The organism is Phoenicibacter congonensis (assembly GCF_902386915.1).
Taxonomy (GTDB): Bacteria; Actinomycetota; Coriobacteriia; order Coriobacteriales; family Eggerthellaceae; genus Phoenicibacter; species Phoenicibacter congonensis.
Genome location: NZ_LR698997.1, coordinates 671,295 through 691,072 on the forward strand (window position 1 = coordinate 671,295; position 19,778 = coordinate 691,072).

20 protein-coding genes and 1 riboswitch are annotated in these 19,778 nt (G+C 42.5%); of the genes, 17 read left to right on the top strand and 3 right to left on the bottom strand.

Annotated elements, in window-relative coordinates:
* Position 1: 1 nt before the first annotated feature.
* From FXZ76_RS02845 to hypA, 10 genes are all read left to right on the top strand, one after another.
* On the top strand, positions 2–943 hold the full coding sequence (locus FXZ76_RS02845; RefSeq protein WP_079535681.1) for a carbohydrate kinase family protein: 942 nt from the start codon (positions 2–4) through the stop codon (positions 941–943).
* A gap of 101 nt (positions 944–1,044) precedes the next feature.
* Positions 1,045–2,133 carry a substrate-binding domain-containing protein gene (locus FXZ76_RS02850; protein ID WP_197682091.1) on the top strand — a complete coding sequence of 363 codons (1,089 nt, stop codon included), beginning with the start codon at positions 1,045–1,047 and terminating at the stop codon, positions 2,131–2,133.
* Between the two features lie 143 nt (positions 2,134–2,276).
* Entirely contained in the window at positions 2,277–3,314 is a 1,038-nt protein-coding gene (locus tag FXZ76_RS02855; RefSeq protein ID WP_197682092.1) for an ADP-ribosylglycohydrolase family protein, read from the top strand.
* 27 nt (positions 3,315–3,341) lie between these two features.
* Positions 3,342–4,439: an ADP-ribosylglycohydrolase family protein gene (locus tag FXZ76_RS02860; protein WP_079535682.1), complete on the top strand. Its 1,098-nt coding sequence runs from the start codon at positions 3,342–3,344 to the stop codon at positions 4,437–4,439.
* 23 nt (positions 4,440–4,462) lie between these two features.
* Entirely contained in the window at positions 4,463–4,999 is a 537-nt protein-coding gene (locus FXZ76_RS02865) for a flavoprotein (RefSeq protein WP_079535683.1), read from the top strand.
* A gap of 117 nt (positions 5,000–5,116) precedes the next feature.
* Entirely contained in the window at positions 5,117–6,481 is a 1,365-nt protein-coding gene (locus FXZ76_RS02870) for an amidohydrolase family protein (RefSeq protein WP_079535684.1), read from the top strand.
* Between the two features lie 52 nt (positions 6,482–6,533).
* The gene (locus tag FXZ76_RS02875) at positions 6,534–6,758 is read left to right on the top strand and encodes a hypothetical protein (RefSeq protein WP_079535685.1); all 225 of its coding nucleotides are present in this window, start codon (positions 6,534–6,536) and stop codon (positions 6,756–6,758) included.
* A gap of 19 nt (positions 6,759–6,777) precedes the next feature.
* Entirely contained in the window at positions 6,778–7,341 is a 564-nt protein-coding gene (locus tag FXZ76_RS02880) for a Sec-independent protein translocase subunit TatA/TatB (protein ID WP_079535686.1), read from the top strand.
* Between the two features lie 3 nt (positions 7,342–7,344).
* Entirely contained in the window at positions 7,345–8,145 is an 801-nt protein-coding gene (gene tatC / locus FXZ76_RS02885; protein ID WP_079535687.1) for a twin-arginine translocase subunit TatC, read from the top strand.
* Positions 8,146–8,164: 19 nt separating this feature from the next.
* On the top strand, positions 8,165–8,515 hold the full coding sequence (gene hypA / locus FXZ76_RS02890; RefSeq protein ID WP_079535688.1) for a hydrogenase maturation nickel metallochaperone HypA: 351 nt from the start codon (positions 8,165–8,167) through the stop codon (positions 8,513–8,515).
* A gap of 242 nt (positions 8,516–8,757) precedes the next feature.
* Here hypA and FXZ76_RS02895 read toward each other — a convergent pair whose 3' ends face one another.
* From FXZ76_RS02895 to FXZ76_RS02905, 3 genes are read right to left on the bottom strand one after another with little or no spacing between them, the layout of a single operon-like run.
* Positions 8,758–9,780: an aspartate-semialdehyde dehydrogenase gene (locus FXZ76_RS02895; protein ID WP_079535689.1), complete on the bottom strand. Its 1,023-nt coding sequence runs from the start codon at positions 9,778–9,780 to the stop codon at positions 8,758–8,760.
* 3 nt (positions 9,781–9,783) lie between these two features.
* A complete protein-coding gene (locus tag FXZ76_RS02900; protein ID WP_079535690.1) occupies positions 9,784–11,109 on the bottom strand; it encodes an aspartate kinase in 1,326 nt (441 codons plus the stop codon).
* 38 nt (positions 11,110–11,147) lie between these two features.
* A complete protein-coding gene (locus FXZ76_RS02905; protein ID WP_162273043.1) occupies positions 11,148–12,314 on the bottom strand; it encodes a homoserine dehydrogenase in 1,167 nt (388 codons plus the stop codon).
* 94 nt (positions 12,315–12,408) lie between these two features.
* Here FXZ76_RS02905 and FXZ76_RS02910 point away from each other — a divergent pair, with 94 nt between their 5' ends.
* The 7 genes from FXZ76_RS02910 (at position 12,409) to FXZ76_RS02940 (ending at position 19,681) form a co-directional block, all read left to right on the top strand.
* The gene (locus FXZ76_RS02910; protein WP_079535692.1) at positions 12,409–13,209 is read left to right on the top strand and encodes an alpha/beta fold hydrolase; all 801 of its coding nucleotides are present in this window, start codon (positions 12,409–12,411) and stop codon (positions 13,207–13,209) included.
* Positions 13,210–14,802: a Mur ligase family protein gene (locus tag FXZ76_RS02915; protein WP_079535693.1), complete on the top strand. Its 1,593-nt coding sequence runs from the start codon at positions 13,210–13,212 to the stop codon at positions 14,800–14,802.
* A 35-nt stretch (positions 14,803–14,837) separates the two neighbouring features.
* Positions 14,838–16,010: a D-alanine--D-alanine ligase family protein gene (locus FXZ76_RS02920; RefSeq protein WP_079535694.1), complete on the top strand. Its 1,173-nt coding sequence runs from the start codon at positions 14,838–14,840 to the stop codon at positions 16,008–16,010.
* 52 nt (positions 16,011–16,062) lie between these two features.
* Entirely contained in the window at positions 16,063–17,127 is a 1,065-nt protein-coding gene (aroB, locus tag FXZ76_RS02925) for a 3-dehydroquinate synthase (RefSeq protein WP_157887281.1), read from the top strand.
* A 258-nt stretch (positions 17,128–17,385) separates the two neighbouring features.
* Positions 17,386–17,496, top strand: a riboswitch (TPP riboswitch).
* Between the two features lie 59 nt (positions 17,497–17,555).
* Positions 17,556–18,377, top strand: coding sequence for a hydroxyethylthiazole kinase (gene thiM / locus FXZ76_RS02930; protein WP_079535696.1), 822 nt, complete (start codon positions 17,556–17,558; stop codon positions 18,375–18,377).
* Entirely contained in the window at positions 18,364–19,014 is a 651-nt protein-coding gene (gene thiE / locus FXZ76_RS02935; protein WP_079535697.1) for a thiamine phosphate synthase, read from the top strand. The genes thiM and thiE overlap by 14 nt, the downstream gene beginning before the upstream one ends.
* A complete protein-coding gene (locus tag FXZ76_RS02940) occupies positions 19,007–19,681 on the top strand; it encodes an HAD family hydrolase (RefSeq protein ID WP_079535698.1) in 675 nt (224 codons plus the stop codon). Before thiE ends, FXZ76_RS02940 begins: the two co-directional genes overlap by 8 nt.
* The last annotated feature ends 97 nt before the right edge of the window (positions 19,682–19,778 follow it).

Genomic DNA, 19,778 nt, shown 5'->3' on the forward strand with positions numbered 1-19,778 from the left:
TATGAAAATGCTCACATCAGGTTCGATTGCGATTGATGTTTTATTCCAGGCCTCAGGATTGCCTGCGCCCGATGGATTTGCGTTGATATATAACGAAACTCGTAAGCCAGGTGGAAGCTCCGCTAATGTCACTGTTTCTGCATGTGGCTATGGCGTTTGTGGCTATCAAGTTGGCATTGTGGGAGACGATCAAATGGGTAAAGACTTTATTCAGTCTTTGCATGATGACGGTGTAAATGCCGACTATATGCAGGTAAAGCCCGGTGGTGTTACAATGCACACATTTGTTATTACGACTGATAACGGCGAACACACGATTTTTGCAAATTTTGGCACGTGCAAAGAGGGTTTTAAAATTTCGCAAATTCCAGCAGACATTCTTAATGATAAAGATGTTTATTTCACCGACATGTTCTCAAGCTTTATTTCGCTTCCTTTGGCCATCAAAGCGCATGAAATTGGCAAAAAAGTTGTGCTTAACATACAGTCGACGCTTGATTTTTTGGAGCTTTGTAAAACTACCAGGGAAGAGATGGAAGAGGCTCTCTCAATTGCCGATGTAATCATAGGCGGTAATGCACATTTGCGATCCATCTTAAAAGAGGATGAACATGTTGTAACAGAAGATGTCGTAAGGCACATATATGAGAAATACCAGCCAAGCGATGGAGTGATTTGCACGCTCGGCTCGAAAGGTGCAATGTGGGCTTGCGATGAGGGAGTTTTGCGTGCTCCTGCCTATAAATTAGATAATGTCGTCGACACTACTGGTGCGGGCGATGCCTTCCTCGGAGGGCTCATATATTCCTTTTATTCGGCAAACATGTCAAAGCAAGACTGCCTTGCGTTTGGCAATGGATCTGCAGCCATCTGTTGCGCGAAACTAGGTGCCCGTTCTGCCCCATCTGTTGATGATGTTTTGAAATTTCAAGAATCACATTAGCTTTTTCACTTGTGGTATGCAGTTGAGCGGAAAAACATATTCTGAATTTTTGAAGAATTATCCAAAATGCGCGTTTTGTTTTGATTAGGGAGGAAGTAAAAGTGAGTTTAACAAAGAAAACATCTATAGTGGCAATTCTTGCAGCATTGCTTTTATGCTGCTCATTGTTCATGGCAGGCTGTTCAAGCAGCAGTTCAGACACTAAAGCTAGTGGAAACCAGGCAAAAGAAAACACAACAGAACAGACTGAATTTAATAAAGCAAGAGCAAATCTTGATGAAAAGATGAAGGCTTCTGACGTTAAGGGCAACAGTTCCGACACATATGGCCTCATACTTTCTTCTCTTGGAAATGAATTCTGGCAGACAGAAAAAGATGGTGCAGTGGACGCAGCTAAAGAATTTGGTGTAACTCTTGACGTTCAGGCTACCGATAAAGACACCGACTACACTGGTCAGCTCGACATTATGCAAACCATGGTTTCAAAGAAATACAAAGCTCTTGCTGTGTCTCCACTTTCAGAGAACAACCTTGTAAACGGAATTGCTGATGCCAACAAAGCTGGTGTGAAAGTTATTCTTAATGGCACACTTCAAAACGAAGATGCTATGAAGGCTGCTAATGCTTCTGTTGATGGCACCATGCAGATGGACTTCATGAAACAAGGAACAATGGCTGGCGAATTTGCTGCAAAGAAATGTAATAACAAGGGCAACGCTGCAATTATCGCAGGCACAGAAGGTGCAACTAACAGTGATGGACGTCGTGATGGTGCTAAAAACGCAATGGAAAAAGCAGGCATGAAAGTTGTTGCTGTTCAGCAGTGCGACTTTGATCAACAAAAGGCATATGATGCAACAAAATCAATCATGCAGGCAAACCCTGACATTGTTGCCATCACATGCGGCAATGACGACATGGCCATGGGTGTTATCAAGGCACTTGATGAGCTTGGGAAGAAAGACAACGTTGTTGTGGTTGGCAACGACTTCACCTCTGAAGCAAAAGAGTCTATTAAAGCAGGCAAACTTGATGCAACTGTAGCAATGTCTCCATATCTTGGTGGCAGAGCTTGCACCATTGCTATGATTCGTGCTTCACAAGGCGAGAATGTTGGAACAGTCACTGACTACATTCCTATGAATCTTGTTAGCGCCGACAATGTTGCCGACATGGAAGACTGGAAATAGTCTTGTTGTATGTTTTTGACAACAATCAACTGATTGAGGTTTAAAACTTAGAAGGGAGGCTAGTCTCGCTTGAGTGAGTCTATCTCCCTTCTTCTTTTAAACGTGTTTATTGACATTGCACATAAAGAGAAGGTAATGATTTTATGAACGAAAAATTGTATGACAAGATTCTTGGGGGTCTTGTTGGGGGTGCAGCAGGAGATGCTATGGGTGCTGCCACCGAAGGCCGGTCTCGAAAAAACATTTTGGAATTATTCGGCCATAAGGTCACTTGTTTAGAAAAACCGCCGACGGACACGTTTGGGGCAGGCAATGAGCCAGGAGGTTTTACTGATGACTTTTCTTCTGCCTATTTCGTTGCGCGTGCTGTCATTGACAACGGGGGAATAGTTGAGGAAGAGTGCGTTAAAAAAGCACTTGTAGAGTGGTCCACGCATCATGAATTCTTCGACAGATTTGCAGGTCCAACAACACGTTTGGCAATTCGCAGGTTTGCTGGTGAGTCAATTCCAGAGAGCAATTCAATCAAGAACCTTAATCGTCAGGCGACAAATGGTTCCGCGATGAGAATTGCTCCAATCGGACTCATTAATGCAGGAAATGTTGACAAAGCGATAACAGATGCTGTTATTGTTGCTGAAGTAACACACAAAAATTCTCTTGCCTTGTCTGGGGCATGTGCGATTAGCGCAGCTGTGTCAAAGGCGTGCGAGGAAACTTCCGATTTAGTAGATGTCGTTAATTCTGGTCTTTATGGTGCAAAAAAAGGCGAAGAAATTGGCATTGATAAATATGGCGAATCGGCTGGTCCTAGCGTTTATAAACGCATTGAACTAGCAATTGAACTTGCCTATTCAAACAAGCCATTAGACGATGTCATCATTGACATTGCCGACACTATTGGAACAGGTCTTCACATCAGCGAAGCTGTGCCTTCGGCGTTTGGCTTTTTCATTGCTTGCCGTGGCCTTGGTTTGCCGACCATTGTAGAAACTATTAATGCTGGATATGACACAGACACTGTTGGCACTATAGCTGGTGCGTTGGCTGGAACATACAGTGGTGTGAGCACTTTTACTACTGAAATGATTGACACGATGGAAAACGTAAACGGTCTAGACATAGTTGGGTTAGCAAAAGATATAACTCAAACTGTTGAGAAAAATTTTGAACAGGCCTAGAGATTAGCGTTGACTTGGAGCAATAACATGGGAAAAATAAATAACAAAAACAACAATGACACTTCTGCCATTGAAAAAATAATTTTTGATATTGTCTCTGGCTCTGCTATTGGCGACGCCTTAGCCGCAGCCACTGACGGGCTTTCAGAAAGCGCAATTGTTCAAGCATATGGACATGACGTTACAGATTTTGAAATTCCGTCTGACAAGTGTTTTTCAGCAGGAAGAAGAATTGGTCAGGTAACAGATGCTTTTTCCATTCCTTACTTTTTGATGAGTTCAATAATCGAAAACGATGAATTGTCAAAAGAGGTTGCCCTGCAATCTCTTTCAGAATGGGCTGACACCGATTATTCCAAATTTGCTGGCATGACAACTCGCCCAGTAATTGAGCAGATAAAAGATAAAAACAACACTGATCCATGGGCATTTGCTGGAAAACTGGGCTCAAAAATCTACAAAGGCCACTATTATGCATTGTCTTCAAACGGATCTATAAAAGCTTGGGTCGCCGGCCTTGGTGAGCTTGAGAACATGAGCGTTAGTCAGATTGTTGCCGACGCTGTTGAAATTGCACTTTCTTCACACGATGATAATTTAAGCATTTCGGCTGTGGTTTCTGTTGCTTTGTCAATGAGCGCCGCTTTGAGAAATAATAGCATTGAGCAATGTTTCGACAGTGCTATTGATGGCGCTTTAATTGGAGAAAAGCGCGCAGAATTACTCAACGACATCTGGGATTACCCTGGTCCATCAATGCACAAACGCTTGTGTCTTGCAAGAAAAACAGTTTATTCTTGTCGCGAATCGCTAAAAAGAGACAGATTAATAGCAAGAAAAGAGTTGCGAGACATCATTGGTTGTGGACCAGAAGTTACAGAAACTGTTCCTTTAGCGCTTGGGCTTTTGCTTGCACATAAAGATGACCCAATGGCTGCTTTGGTGGACGCAGTGAACGTAGGTGACGAAACGTGTGCTTGCGCTTCATTGGTTGGAGCCTACATCGGTGCACTTTATGGCGATAGCATTTGGAAAGACAATTGGGTAAATTTGGTAGAGCAGGAAAACGGCTTTGCATTCTCAAGATTAGCTAGAGATTATGCAGCTTTTTTGATTGCTAGGTAGCCCGATTCTGGTTTGGTGAAGCAATGAGTGAAAGAAGAGAAATTTTGCTGGGAGTTTGTGGCTCGGCGTCAGCCCACAGCGCTTGTGAGATTGTCACGCTCCTTAAAAACAAAGGTTTCAGCGTAAAAGTAGCGTCCACCCCAGCAGCACTAAAGTTTATTAATGTTGCAAGTTTGAGATGCAGGTCAGGAAAAGACGTGCTCATAGACATTTTTGATGACAGCACAAGTCCCACGCCACACGTCTATTATCCCGCGCGAGCTTGCGCATATTTGATTGCACCTGCTACTGCAAACACAATTGCCAAGCTCGCTTGTGGTATGGCCGATGATGCAGTTTGCGCATGTGCACTTGCTGCTGATTGCAAAAAAATTATTGCACCGGCGATGAATACTCACATGTATTTAAACGAAGCCACACAACACAATCTTGAAACTTTGAAAAACCGAGGGTATGAAATCATTGAGCCAGTTGTAGCTAGACTTGCGTGTGGAGTCACAGGAATTGGTCATCTGGCGCCAGTCGATGAAATAGTCAGAAGAGTATTAGAAATTATTTAAAGAAATTTAACTGAGATGCCAAATTGCGCATAACGACTCACTATTTAGTCATTCGGTTTTTTTTAATTCCCCTGCAAAACTATTGCGCGAACAATTACTAATGCTAGAATAAAGGACATGATTTTAACTGCTAAATATGTGTTTCCAATCTCTCAAAAACCAATCGAGGATGCAGGCGTTCTGGTCCGTGGTGACAAAATTGTTGAGGTTGACTACACCACTAATCTCATCAAGCATTATCCAAACGAAGAAGTGAAAGACTTGGGCCAGGCTGCAATCATGCCTGGTTTTGTGAACCTTCACACACGTCTTGAGCGCACACTTCTCAGAGGCACAGTTGCCGATGAACCATATACTTCATGGCTGTTGAAATACATGAACTATTCCTCTAAGATGTCAAAGCGCGATAAATATGATTCAGCGCACATTGGATGCCTTGAGGCTATTCGTTCAGGCACAACAACAGTTGCTGACATGGCTTCCACAGATGGCACAATTAATGCCGTTAACGATTCAGGCCTTCGTGCAGTTGTTTATCGTGACGTTTGCTCTCCTGACAAAGATCGCGTTGATTCTGTCATGGAACACGTTACTCGTGACATTCACGCTTGGCAAGACAAAGCGAATTCCGACCTTGTGCAGGTTGGAATCACTCCTGCTACTGTTTTTGAAACGCACCCTCTTGTTTACGCGAAGGCTTCAGAACTTGCTGCTAAAGAAAACTTGCCTTTGCAGCTTCGTCTTGGGGGTTCTGTAGAGGAGCTTGAGTTCGTTGAGCGTGGAACTTCAATCTTTAAATCGTCGGAAAAACATTATGTTCGTTTAGGCTATGTCGAGACGCCACCATGGCTTCCTTTTGGTGTTCGTCCTGTAGAATATGTTAAAAATTGGCGAGCATTCGACGCTGACAATGTGAGTGTCGTGCATGCAATTCATGTCAACGATGATGATGTTCGCACACTCAAATCGCACGGTGTTGGCATTGCATCATGTCCTGGAAGTGAAGCTCAACTTGGAATGGGCCATGCGCCTGTTTCCGAATTTTTGCAACTTGGTATTCCGGTGGGATTTGGATCTGACACTCCTGCTGCGTCTGAGGCAAGTGGAATGCTTCGTGAAATGAGAATTGCCCTTCTTCTTCACAGAGCAAACGATGTTCACAACTTCTTAAGATCTTCGACTGTTCTTAGAATGGGAACTCTTGGCGGTGCTAAAGTTTTGCACATGGATGACAAAATTGGCACTTTAGAGCCAGGTAAATTGGCAGACATTACAGCTGTAGACTTGACCCAATCGCTTCAGATTATTGAGCTTAATCCAATATCAGCGGTCATAAATTCTTGTTCGGCTTCCGACATCATGCTCACGATGGTTGGGGGAAAAATCCTCTATGAGAACGGAGAATTTACGCAGGACGTTGACTATGATGATTTGTTCGATAAAGTGCGTTCTACGCGAGCAAAGCTCACTGAGCCAGTCTAGTTTTTCGTTGAGTTTTGTTTTTTCTAGGAACCTTTAAGGCGGTTATATCATCATGGCAAACAGAAAAGCAAAGAAACAAAATGTTGGTCAGCGAAAGCTGTCAAAAGCTCAAATTGAAGCTAAAGAAAAAGCTGCTCGAGAGGCCGAGGAGCGTGAAGAAATTGCAAAAGCAAAAAGCGAGCGAACAAAAAAGATTTTTACAGTTGTTATTTGTGTAATTCTAATCCTTGCTCTCGGAGTTCCTGCCGTGGCATTGTCGGTTTTGGGAATGGGTTAAGCTTTTAGGCTGGTAGCTCTTGTTTGGAATTGGCTTTACAGAGTTTTTAATAATCTTAATTTTTGGTTTTCTTATCTTTGGACCTGACAAATTGCCAAAGATAGCTAAAACTATTGGCCATGCCATTGGCAAATTCCGTGCTATTCAAAAACAAACTGCTGAAACTGTGTCGTGGAAAGATTTCCTGGACCCTGAAAATGAAGACCCATTCAAGAGCTCTTTAGAAGCTGCCGAAAAAATGAAAGACGTTGTCGTTAGCAACGCAAAAGACATCAAAGACGATGTCAAGGATGTGGCTTCTGAAACTTCTTCTTCTTTAAAGGAACGCAAAGACGAGCTCAGCGACAAAAAGGCAGCATATGAAGCATTGAGGGCGGCTCGCGACAAGCAAAAAGCTGAACTAGCCGACGAAAATTCTAACGCTTCAAAGCGTGCTAGATATGATGAAAAAAGAAAAGTGCGCGAAGCCCTCAAAACGTCTGAGAAAAAAGAAGCAGCTGAGTCTGTAGTGTCTAGACAGGCTGATTCTTCTCATCCAGAAAAAGTCGAGCCCTCATCTAAAGCTGGGGAAGGGGATGAATAAATAATGCCTATCGGTCCAGCTAAAATGTCATTATTTGACCACTTAAGCGAGCTTCGTGCGAGGCTTGTGAGAATAGTTGTTGCATTGTTGGTTGCGATTTGTTTTTTCTACATCGCTTCTCCTACGATGGGACAGATTCTACTTTGGCCAGTTAGAGATTTTTTGCCGACAAGCGATTCGGGTGCGGTAATGTTAAACGCCCTTGATCCTTTCGAGGCTTTTACAACGCGTTTGACAATCACACTTTTCTTCTCAGTCATTGGAACATCGCCTGTAACAATTTGGCAAATTCTGGCTTTCTTTTTGCCTGCCTTAAAGCCTAATGAGCGCAAATGGTTTATGCCAACTTTTATTGCTGCATGCGCCTTGTTCATTTTTGGAGTTGTGTTTTGCTATTGTGTTATCTTGAATGCAGCATTCGGCTGGCTGACCGACCAATCGTGGGGACTTGGAACGATTGAGCCAAGGATGTCTACCTACATCTCAATAATCATCAAGTTTCTTCTTTCTTTTGGTGTTGCTTTTGAAATTCCACTCGTGGTTTTCTATCTAGTCATTTTCAACATTGTGCCTTACAAAAAAATACGCAGTTCATGGCGCTACATTTATGTAACTCTTCTTGTGATTTGCGCAATGGTCACACCCGACTCTTCTCCAATAACAATGCTTTTGATGTTTGGCGCTTTAGTCGTCCTTTATGAAGCAAGTTTGCTTTTAGCGAGAATTGTCTTGAAAAAGAGAATCGAAAAGGAGCAAGAAGAGCTTGATGAGCTTGACGAAGCAGAGATGAGCATTGCTAGGTGATGTGAGGTTGCGCTAGCTCATGCACGAACTTTCTATTGTTACAAACGTTTTAGACACTGCAGTTAGCCACGCTAAACAACAGCATGCCTCAAGGCTTCTTGGCGTTAATTTGCGAATTGGCGAATATAAAGAAGTCGTTGATGATGCACTACAGTTCTCTTTTAGAATTCTTGCCGACGATAATGAATTCACCAATGGTGCAAAGCTGAATGTTGAATATGTGAAGCCTTCTTCGATTTGTCCTGATTGTGGGCATGAATGGGAGCATGACATGTTTCATCGCAAGTGTCCAGAATGCGGATGCGATTGGACAATTCTGGTTCACGGAAGCGAATTGGAAATCTCTTCTATTGAGATTGAAGAAGAATAATTAGAAGTATAATTCTAGTTTCTATAAATCATCATGAATTTTTTTCGAATTCCAACATGCAATCCTAATTTATCCTTTTTTTATGGTTGTGGAATTCAAAGCAGCAACATGAACTTTTTGTTTTTTTAAATGCCCAAATGAACAAAGTGATTTGTTCTTAATTACATCTCTTCCAAAAAGGCAACAAAGATTTTCATAAAAAAGCCCATTTCTGGGCTTTTGTTTTTATATCTTAAAAATCACTAAATCAGATGTTGCGCTATTTTAACTGCGTTTGTTGCAGCGCCAATTCGAATTTGGTCTCCTGTGCACCAAAGCGCAAGTGATTTGTTTGGTTCAAATGCAGAAATGTCTTCGCGAATTCTGCCAACAAAAACGAGATCTTGGTCTGAAGTGTATAGTGGCATTGGGTAGCGTTTCTTTGGGTCATCGTTTCTGACATCGTCAATCAACTTAACACCTTTTGCGTCTGCAAGAATGTCGCGTGCCATGTCAGGTGTCATCTCGTTTTCAAATTCAACGGTGATTGATTCTGAATGAGAACGAGCTATTGGAACACGCACGCAGGTGCAATTAACACGAAGGTTTTCGTGGTGCAAAATTTTTCTTCCTTCGTTTTGCATTTTCATTTCTTCTGACGTGTAGAAGTTATCACCAATGCCACCAATGTCGGGGATGAGGTTCATTGCTAGTTGATCAACAAAAGCTTTTGGTTCAGGGACGTCACTTCCTTGCGCGATTGCTTTTTGTTGTGTCAGAAGTTCGGTGATTCCCGGCATGCCTGCACCAGAAGCGGCTTGGTAGGTGCTAACAATCATCCTTTTGATTGTTGCTTGCTTGTGCAGTGGGGCAACCGCCAAAAGTGCGATGATTGTTGCGCAATTCGGGTTGGCAATGATGCCATTGTTTTGTTCAATATCTTGTGGGTTTACTTCAGCCACAACAAGCGGTACATCTTTGTCAAGGCGATATGCTGAAGAGTTGTCAACGACAACCGCTCCTGCTTTCACAGCTTTTGGAATCCAAATTTTTGCGATGTTGTTTTCAACTGCGCTCAATACGATGTCAACATCATCAAAGCATCCGTCTTTTGCTTCTTGCAGAGCAATGTCTTCTCCCAAAAATTTTGCAGTTTTTCCAACTGAGCTTTTACTTGCGATAAGTTTCAGGCTTGCAATGGGAAAACTTGCCTCTTCAAGGCATTGAATCATTTGTTGGCCAACTGCGCCAGTTGCTCCAAGAACACAAACGTTTTTAGCAGTCATTTTTTACTCCGAACTAGTTTCGTTTACAAATGCATCATAGATAACTTGAACGCATCTCTCGAAGTCTCTATTTTCAACTCCGATCACAATCGTTCGTTCCTGCGAGGACTGAGAAATCATGCGAACGTTGATTTTTGCATCGCCAACGACACCCAACAACTTGCCTGATGTGCCTATTTTCGATGGCATGTTTCTTCCTACGACAGAAATTAGAGCTAGATTCTCGTTGATTTCAATCTTGTCAGGTTCAAGTTCCTTTTTAATGTCTGCAACGATTGAATAAATGCTGTCTTTAACATCTTTTGCATTTACGACAACAGAGAAACTGTCGATGCCAGTTGGTATGTGTTCGATGCTTACTCCATATTTTTCAAAAGTTGAAAGCACTGAGCGAAGGAAACCAACTGAATTTGCGAGTTTTGTTTTCGTGATGTAGACACTCAAGAAGTCTTTTTTCCCAGCAATGCCGGTTACAAGAGGGTCAGTGGGGTCTGGTTCCCACAATTCTCTGATGATTGTTCCTTCTGCCTCGGGTTCATTCGTGTTTTTAATTTGAATTGGGATATTTTTTTCGCGAACAGGGAAGATTGCTTCTTCATGTAATACACTAGCCCCCATGTAGGAAAGCTCTTGCATTTCGTCAAAAGTAATCTTTTTGATTGTTCTGGGGTTTTCTACAATGCTTGGATCGGCACTCAAAAAACCCGAAACATCGGTCCAGTTTTCATAAAGGTCGGCATCAAGTGCGCTTGCCATCAAAGAACCAGTGATGTCACCGCCACCACGGTCGAGCAGCTTAATGTGTCCATCGGTTGTTCCGCCATAAAAACCAGGCATCACGAAGTGGTCATATTTCTTAACAACCTCGCGAATTGCTTCGTTGGTTGCTTCTAGATTCAGCGTCCCATCATGGTGAAAGATGATAGCTTCTGCTGCGTCGAGATATTCAAATCCCAAATATTCTGCCATGAGATGAGCGGTTAGCCATTCTCCGCGGGAAATGATGTAGGGCGCAGAATCTGTTGGAATCGTCTGACGAAGTAGGTAAAACTTTTCCTCGACTGGATATTTGAGTCCAAGATTGTTTTTAATCTCAAGATAGCGACTTTCAATGTCGTCTAACAATGCAGAATAGTCAACATGATAGTCGCGATGTGCAACAACTAGGCACAACAAATCTGTAACTTTGTTGTCGCCCTTAAAACGGCGGCCTGAAGCACTCACGCAAACGAATTTGCGTCCTTCATCAGATTCGATGATTTTCTTGATTTTTTTAAACTGTTCGGAGTTTGCTGTGGAACTTCCTCCGAATTTTGTAATTTTCAGCATTTTTTTGTTCGTCCTTTTGGGCAGTCTTTTTGCAAAAATTATACTGTCTTCTGAATGCTGGCCATAAAGCTATTTGGGTCTTCTACCAGCAAATTCTCGGCGATTTGGTGTGCTTCTGCAGGGTACTTCCCACCAATCTCAAAATAGCCAGGACGAATCATGATTGTTTGGCGTGGAAGAGAGTGCTCTGCTTTTGTCCTGAACAGATATGTCGATGGCATGATGGTTTCATCAAATTCAAGCTCACGCGACAGGTCATAAACTGGGCGCTTGCCGTCTGCGCAGTCTATGATGTCTTGCACAATTGCATTTGCAGTTGGTAAAGCACCAGCGCCGGCGCCAAAGAACTTGAGCTCACCGATTGTCTCTCCTGTGAGAGAGACGGTGTTGAAATAGCCAGGAGTGTTTGCCTCTAGTGTGTTTTCTTCACAAAGCTGTGGTTCGACTGTCACGAAATATTTATCACCCTTAATTTGGCCTCTAGTTAGCATGCGAACGCGAAGTCCCAGCTCCTTGAAAACCTCAATGTCTTCAGCTGTCAAATTTCTAATGCCTGATGTTGGGATTTTATCGGTGCAAAGCGTGCTGAAAGCGATGCTTGCACTAATCATTGATTTTGCTTTAACGTCGTCACCATCGATGTCGGCAGAAGGGTTTGCTTCTGCATATCCTTTTTCTTGCGCAAGTTTGAGGGTTTCACTAAAATCGGCGTTCTCTTTTTCCATTTTGTCGATGATGAAGTTGGAAGTGCCGTTGATGATTCCAGAAAATTGCGTAATTTGATCGATTCTCTTCACGCGCATGAGGTTGTGAATCCAAGGCACACCGCCGCCAGCTGTAGCTTCGAGAAAAAGCCCAACATTGTTGTCATTTGCAGCGTCAACAAACTCTTTCATATATTTTGAAACTACTGCTTTATTTGAAGTGACAACATGCTTTCCAGCATTTAGCGCATCAAGAATGAAAGTGTGAGCAGGCTCTATTCCGCCCATTGACTCAACAACAAGATTGATTGTGTCGTCTTCTGTGATGTCTTCTATTTTGTCAGTAAAGCGATCGTCGCCTTCGCGAAAAATTTTATCGAGAATTCGAGTGACTTTTAAATTTGAGCCTTTATCCATTCGATTGTCGATAATCTCCACTACGCCACCACCGACGGTGCCGCATCCCATCACAGCAATGTTCATTATTTTTTCTCTTTCCACTACGTTTTGAAAGGCTAATAATCCTAATAAATTTTACAGGTTATGCGAGGCTTCCGCCTGCTAATGCGTGTATGTAATATACTTTAATAGCTTCATGAAACAAAGATTTGACATAAAACGCATGGACGTTGACGGGATTGACGTTGCCTACACTGCAATCGGAAGTGGCGACAAGTTCGCGGTCGTTTGCCAAGGGTGGGGAACCAGCTTTGGAGTTTATGAAATAATTGCCAATGCGATAACTGATGAATACACAACCATCCTTTTTGACTTTCCTGGTTTTGGGAACACGAAAGAGCCAAATGAAAGTTGGGATGTTTCGCAATATTCAAGTTTTTTTATTGATTTTCTTGAGGCGCTCGACATTAAAAAAGCTACGCTGATTGGCCATTCCTATGGTGGTCGCGTGATTTTAGAAATTGCAAGCAACGATGCCTACAAGCATCTCATACAAAAAATTGTTCTAATCGATTCGGCTGGCGTTATGCCAGAAAGATCTTCTCAATCGCAATTTAAAGTTAAATGGTTTAAAGCTTTTAAGAGCTTTGTCACGTGGGCGCCTGTGCACGCGCTTTTCCCTGATGTTATTGATTATTGGATTTCAAAACAGGGAAGTGAAGATTACCGCAACGCAAGTGATGTAATGAAAGGTGCCCTTGTTAAGGCTGTTAACTATGATCAGCAACATTTGATGCACAAGATTGATGCTGAAACGCTTCTGGTTTGGGGCGATGCCGACGATGCAACGCCTTTGCATGACGGCGAAATTATGGAGAAGAAAATCAAGAATTCAAGCCTTGTCGTGTTTGAAGGTTGTGGGCATTTTTCCTATGCCGAGCAACCGCAACGCTTTTCTTTAGTCCTTCACTCATTTTTGTGTGAGAAAGGAGAATAGATGACCGATTTTATCCTCCTTGGCATCACGATTGCTCTTTCTGTTGCTCCTTTGGCGCTAGCAGCACGTTTTAATTTGCACATGTTACAGCTAAATGGCTATGTTAATTCTGAGCACTTCACCTGGCTTAACGAGAATTTCAAAAAACAGTGGTTATTGCTCGCTATTTGTGCAGCAGGAATTATGCAGATTGTTTTTATTTCTGTGTGGTTGTTAATTGTCTCGTGGCTGTTTTTACTGCTCACTTTTGTGATTTATCGTCTCATGAAAGAGATGTATGACAAAAAACCCCTCCACTACACAACTCGTGCAAAACGCATGTTGGTAACCGACTCGATTTTTTGCTTAATCATTTCTGGCCTAACATACTGGATTTTAGGTCCGCTTGCCACTAGTGGCGCAATTTGTTTGTGTGTCGGACTACAGTTTGTTCTGGTTCCTTTTTCAAACACCGTTAATAGACCTGTCGAACATCTCGTTCGTGATTTCTACATCAATCAGGCAAAAAAGCGCCTTCGCAGCTGTGAGAATCTAACGATTATTGGTGTCACCGGTTCCTATGGAAAAACGTCAATGAAGTTTTATTTACAAGAACTTCTATCTTCAAAATTCAATGTTTTGGTGACTCCCGAAAGCTACAACACGCCGATGGGAATCGTAAAAACGATTCGCGAAAGCCTCACTCCTGCTCATGACATTTTCATTTGCGAGATGGGTGCTCGTTATGTTGGCGAAATCAAAGAGATTTGCGACATCGTTCATCCTCATCATGGCGTGATAACAGCTGTTGGACCAGCCCATTTAATGACCTTTGGCAGTCTTGACAACATTGCTAAAACAAAATTTGAGCTTGCCGATGCCCTGCCAGAAGACGGAAAGTTGTTCTTAAACTTTGATTCTGAGCTGGTTGCAAAACAATTGTTCAAAAGAATTGATGAGAAAAAGCTAAATAATGTAGTAGCCTATTCTGCCGCTAACGGCAGTGAAGTTGATTATGTATCCTCAATTGAAAGCGTCACATGCGATGGCACCGATTTTTCTGTAACACAGGGGGGCAAAACGCTTGATTTTCACACACGCCTTGTTGGTTCTCACAATGTGATAAACATCACTGGGGCAATTGCAGTGGCAACCGAAATGGGAGTTGATCCTCAAGAGCTTTGCTCGCAGGTCAGAAGGATTAAGAGTGTTCCTCACAGGATGGAACTCAAGCGCCAAGGCCGCATTACAATTCTTGACGATGCCTTCAATTCAAACCCAGTCGGGTCTAAAGCGGCAGTTGAGACGCTTGCACTGTTTGATGGCATGAGGATTCTCATCACGCCTGGCATGGTTGAACTTGGCGACAAGGAAGATGATTACAATTTTGCTTTCGGAGGTTATGCGGCTAAGTGTTGTGATTGGATTGTTCTTGTCGGCGAAGAACACACGCGCCCGATTAAGAATGGCGCTTTACGCGAAGGTTTCGACGAAAACAAAATTAGAGTTTACAATACATTTACCGAGGCAATAAATTTTGCCTATAAAATTGATTGCGATGGTAAACAAGCTTTCATTCTTCTTGAAAACGATTTGCCCGACAATTATTCTTAAATTACGTTTTCGCATAAACGGTTAAAGGAGCATTTTTGAAACGTCAAATTGCTTTTGTGTTCGGCGGCCCAAGTGTCGAACATGAGATTTCTATCATTACAGGTCTTCAAGCCTATCTCGCTTTTAACAATTCTGAGTTTGAGGCTTTTCCTTTATACATTTCAAAGGATAGTGAAATGTATGTGGGAGAGGGTCTCGACAAAATTGAGAATTACAAGAACTTAAAGAGTGTTGTTGCTAATGCACAGCAGGTTATTCTAGTTAAAGATGGAAAGAAATCAAAACTTGTTGGATATCCCCAAAAGAAGTTCGGCAAAAATTTTGAGCGCGAAATTGACATGGCGTTTTTGTGTGTTCATGGCACAAATGTAGAAGATGGTAATTTGCAAGGTTATTTCCACACTTTGGATGTTCCAATTGTTGGGTGTGACGTGGAAAGCGCCGCCCTTGGAATGGATAAGTTCACGCAAAAAGCAGTTCTTGCAGAAGCCGGAGTTCCTGTTTTGCCTGCTAGGCGCTACACTTCTAAGGACTACCAAAACCTTGATGCATTAATCGAAAACATAAAAAAGAACTTCGAATTTCCTGTCATTGTTAAGCCTGTTAATTTGGGGAGCAGTGTTGGAATTTCTGTTGCAAAAGACGAGACTGAGCTCGTTCGCAGCCTTGATGATGCGTTTCTTTATGCTTCTGTGGTCCTGGTTGAGCGCGCAATTTCTCATCTTCGAGAGATTAATTGTTCGGTGTTAGGCGACATTGAGGAGGCTCGCGCATCAGAAATTGAAGAGCCAGTTGGAGCCGATGAAATTCTTTCCTATCAAGACAAATATATGAACAACCAAAAGGGTGGGTCTAAAGGGATGGCCAGCGTTTCGCGAAAAATTCCTGCAGAAGTGTCACCGGAGAAACGCGAAGAAATTCGCGATTTGGCTGTTCGTGCATTTAAGGCGCTTGGTTGCAATGGTGTTGCCCGCATTGACTTTATGATTGATGTTGACACTGACGAACTCGTGTTTAACGAGATTAACACAATTCCTGGGTCGCTTAGTTTTTATTTGTGGGAACCACTCGGTGTTTCTTATGCAGAATTATTAAACATGATGGTTGATTTGGCTAACAAGCGCGAGCGCATCAAAAATTCGCTCACTTTCTCTTTTGACACTAATGTTCTAGACAGTGCATCTCTTGCAGGCGCAAAAGGAAAATAGTGGGCGTGTGCTTGACCCCATGATGACTTGGCAGGATAACATATTCGCAACAGTGCCTGTTAAAACTGATTCTGCATCATATGATGTTGTCATTGGTCGCAGTTTTGTTTGCAAACTTGATGATATTTTGCAAGACACAATTGCTAAACTAAATCTTAAACCAGTCGATAGGGTGTTTTTTGTTAGTGATTCCAACGTCTGGGAGATTTATGCTGACAAAGTTGTGGCTGGCTTTAGTTATGACTTTGATTCATATGTGTTTCCCGCTGGTGAACAGTCGAAAAATCCTAAAACCCTTGTTGAGTGCCTCGAGAAGATGGCGCAATCTGGCTGCACGCGTGACTCTGTTGTAATCACTCTTGGTGGCGGCGTAGCTTGTGATCTTGGTGGTTTTGCTGCCGCAACCTACATGCGAGGAATTCGCGTTTTGCAAGTTCCAACAAGTCTGCTTGCAATGGTCGATGCATCGGTTGGGGGAAAAACAGCTGTCGATTTGAAAGCTGGCAAAAATCTTTTTGGGGCCTTTCACCAACCCATTGGCGTTGTTATAGATTTGAACGTTTTGTCTACTTTAAGCGATGATCAATTTAAAGACTCAGTTGGAGAGATTGTCAAGCATGCTATTCTAGCTGACCCAGAGCTATTTGAATTTTTGAACAACAACAAACTTGTTAAAAGCATGATTTCAACTGATGATTTCGCACAAGTTGTTATGCGTAACGTGGAAATTAAGCGCGACGTTGTGAGCGCCGATGAGCATGAAGCAGGCATTCGTCAAACTCTGAACCTTGGCCACACGATTGGGCATGCAATTGAAGCTTCGAGCAATTTTTCCGTTGGGCATGGAACCTGCGTTGCGGCCGGGTTGTGTGTGCTCGTGCGTGCTTGTGCAAAAAATGGACTCACTTCGTCAGATGTTGCCGAAAAGATAATTTCTTCATTTAATACTCAGGACCTCCCGACAACCACTGAAATCGACAAACAGACTCTTCTTAAATTTATAAAGAATGATAAAAAGCGTCATAGCAACGCGGTTAATTTTGTTCTTGTCAACAACATTGGAAGTTGCTCAGTTAAGAAATTTACATTTGAGGAAATTGACGAATTGCTGAGCTAAGAAGCGAATTTAGAATCCTTCGGTCTTTTTTGTGTTTGTTTAATTTCGTTGATTTATTCTTTGTGTTATGCATAAAAAGATTATTGGCATCTAGAGCATATAATCGCTCTTTGCAAAAACTATATTGCCCTGGGCGAAAATAGCGGATGTATCTCAATGGGTAAATGGTGGCGCGTCTCTTTTCTCTTTTGATTTAGTTTTTCTGCATTTCCGTTTTCCCCTCGATTTTCTAAAGTGGGCATCCCGTGATGCTATAATCGAGATTGACAGGGGAGCTTGCCGAGACGCAGGCTGAGAGTTGACTGTAGAGTCTTGACCCTTTACCTGATTTGGATAATGCCAACGTAGGGATGTGCGCTCATATTTTGAATGAATGCGGATGTGTCTATTTGGCGCATCCGTTTTTTTTGTTTGGAAAGGAGCGCTAAATGCTAAAAGAACGTTTTGATAACGTGCGTGAGATGAAACCTTTAGTTCACAACATCACAAACTATGTGACAGTAAACGATGTCGCTAATGTGATTCTTGCCTGTGGAGCTAGCCCGATTATGTCTGACGAGCCAGATGATGTGGCTGACATCACATCTATTTGCGGGGGGCTCAACATCAACATCGGCACTCTCCACAAATCGAGCATTGAAGCGATGAACATAGCTGGCAAAGTTGCAAATGAGCAAGGTCATCCCATTCTTCTGGATCCTGTTGGCGCAGGGGCATCGACTCTTCGCACAAACACTGCCGTTTCGCTAATGGAAGAACTTGACTTGTCGGTAATCCGCGGAAATATTTCAGAGATCAAGACATTGGCTCTTGGTAGCGGAACCACAAAGGGAGTTGATGCTGACATAGCTGATAAAGTGAGTGAAGATTCACTTGATGAAGCAGTAAAATTCGTTAAAGATTTTTCCAAGAACTCTGACGCGATTGTTGCTGTAACTGGCGAAATTGATTTAGTTAGCGATGGCAATCGCTGTTTTGTTATCAGAAACGGTAAGGCTGAGATGGGTCTAATCACAGGCACAGGTTGCCAACTTTCAGGAATGATGACCGCGTTTGTTGTTGCAAATCCTGATGCAAAACTTGAAGCAGCAGCTGCCGCTGTTTGCGCTATGGGATTGGCTGGGGAAATTGCCTGGAATCGCATGGAAGAAGGCGATGGCAATTCAACCTATCGCAACAGAATCATCGATGCTATTTGCAACATGAATGGTGACACTCTTGAAAATGGAGCAAAGTTTGAAATTAGATAAAAAAGATCTTCTTCTTTACGCTGTAACAGACCGTCACTGGCTTGGTGAAAACACATTGTGTGATGTTGTTAAACAAAGCCTTCTTGGCGGAGCGACTTTTGTGCAGCTTCGTGAGAAGGAGCTTGACTACGAAAACTTTTTAGCCGAAGCAAAGTCATTAAAAGAACTTTGTTTGCAGTGTGGTGTTCCTTTTGTGATTAACGACAATGTAGATTTGGCAATCGAGATTGATGCCGATGGCGTGCATGTTGGACAAGACGACATGGAAGCAGGGGCTGTGCGTGAAAAGTTGGGCTCAGACAAGATTATCGGTGTTTCGGCACAAACTGTAAAAGAAGCTCTGCTTGCAGAAAAGCGAGGTGCTGACTATCTTGGAGTTGGTGCAGTGTTTCCCACAAATTCAAAAGACGATGCGCTTGAGGTTCCGTTCTCAGAGTTAAAGGCAATTTGTGATGCAGTGTCGATTCCCGTCGTCGCAATTGGTGGGATCACCCAAGATAACGTGTGTGAACTTGCAGGCTCCGGAATTGATGGGATAGCTGTCATTAGCGCTATCTTTGGACAAGAAGACATCAGGGCAGCAACCGAAAAACTGAAATCTTCTGTAATTGATTTGGTGGAAAATAATAATGGTTAAAGGTGTAATCTTTGATCTTGACGGAGTGCTTTTAGACTCAATTTCTCATTGGATGAGTCTTGGCGAGAATTACGTTAAATTCTTAGGTTTTGACGCAGTTCCTAACACTCGAGAAATTCTGTTTTCCATGAGCATGGAGCAAGGAGCGCAATGGTTTAGAGACACCTATCATTTGAATAAATCTCCCGAGTGCATTAAGCAGGAGATGGAAGATTTCTTGCAAGATGCCTATTTTAATGAAATATTGCTTAAACCTGGCGCATATGATTTGCTCACTGAATTGCATCATCGCCAAATTCATTTTGTTGCGGCAACATCTAGCCCTCGCAAACATGTGACAAAAGCGCTTGAACGAAATGGCGTTCTTGACATGTTTGATGCTGTTTTCACGAATGGTGAAATTGGGGAGAGCAAGCATTCTCCGTTGATTTATCAAATTTCAGCTGAACGCTTGAAAGCAGCGCCAAAAGATTTATTTGTATTCGAGGATTCTCTTTATGCTTTAAAAACTGCAAAAAATGCAGGATTTATTACAGTTGGAATTTATGACGAGGCAGGAGAGTGCAACCAGACTGAATTAGAGGATGAGGCGCAATACTATTTTGATAGCCCGCTTTCTTTTTTGAGCAGTTTGCGAGAAGGCAAAATTTCCGAATTTATGAGTTAAGGTCATGGTTTAAATCATAGAAAATCTCTTAGTTTTAAGGGCAAAAATTATTTTGATTATGAAGGAACTTTTACATCACTTTTTTAAAAAATGAATA

What these genes read in the sequence shown, in the direction of transcription:
- FXZ76_RS02865 (WP_079535683.1), top strand. Translation starts at nt 4,463, where the DNA reads ATGAGTGAAAGAAGAGAAATTTTGCTGGGAGTTTGTGGCTCGGCGTCA.
- FXZ76_RS02910 (WP_079535692.1), top strand. Translation starts at nt 12,409, where the DNA reads ATGAAACAAAGATTTGACATAAAACGCATGGACGTTGACGGGATTGAC.
- FXZ76_RS02900 (WP_079535690.1), bottom strand. Translation starts at nt 11,109, where the DNA reads ATGCTGAAAATTACAAAATTCGGAGGAAGTTCCACAGCAAACTCCGAA.
- FXZ76_RS02870 (WP_079535684.1), top strand. Translation starts at nt 5,117, where the DNA reads ATGATTTTAACTGCTAAATATGTGTTTCCAATCTCTCAAAAACCAATC.
- tatC (WP_079535687.1), top strand. Translation starts at nt 7,345, where the DNA reads ATGCCTATCGGTCCAGCTAAAATGTCATTATTTGACCACTTAAGCGAG.
- FXZ76_RS02860 (WP_079535682.1), top strand. Translation starts at nt 3,342, where the DNA reads ATGGGAAAAATAAATAACAAAAACAACAATGACACTTCTGCCATTGAA.
- FXZ76_RS02940 (WP_079535698.1), top strand. Translation starts at nt 19,007, where the DNA reads ATGGTTAAAGGTGTAATCTTTGATCTTGACGGAGTGCTTTTAGACTCA.
- FXZ76_RS02845 (WP_079535681.1), top strand. Translation starts at nt 2, where the DNA reads ATGAAAATGCTCACATCAGGTTCGATTGCGATTGATGTTTTATTCCAG.
- FXZ76_RS02875 (WP_079535685.1), top strand. Translation starts at nt 6,534, where the DNA reads ATGGCAAACAGAAAAGCAAAGAAACAAAATGTTGGTCAGCGAAAGCTG.
- FXZ76_RS02895 (WP_079535689.1), bottom strand. Translation starts at nt 9,780, where the DNA reads ATGACTGCTAAAAACGTTTGTGTTCTTGGAGCAACTGGCGCAGTTGGC.
- FXZ76_RS02915 (WP_079535693.1), top strand. Translation starts at nt 13,210, where the DNA reads ATGACCGATTTTATCCTCCTTGGCATCACGATTGCTCTTTCTGTTGCT.
- FXZ76_RS02855 (WP_197682092.1), top strand. Translation starts at nt 2,277, where the DNA reads ATGAACGAAAAATTGTATGACAAGATTCTTGGGGGTCTTGTTGGGGGT.
- hypA (WP_079535688.1), top strand. Translation starts at nt 8,165, where the DNA reads ATGCACGAACTTTCTATTGTTACAAACGTTTTAGACACTGCAGTTAGC.
- thiM (WP_079535696.1), top strand. Translation starts at nt 17,556, where the DNA reads ATGCTAAAAGAACGTTTTGATAACGTGCGTGAGATGAAACCTTTAGTT.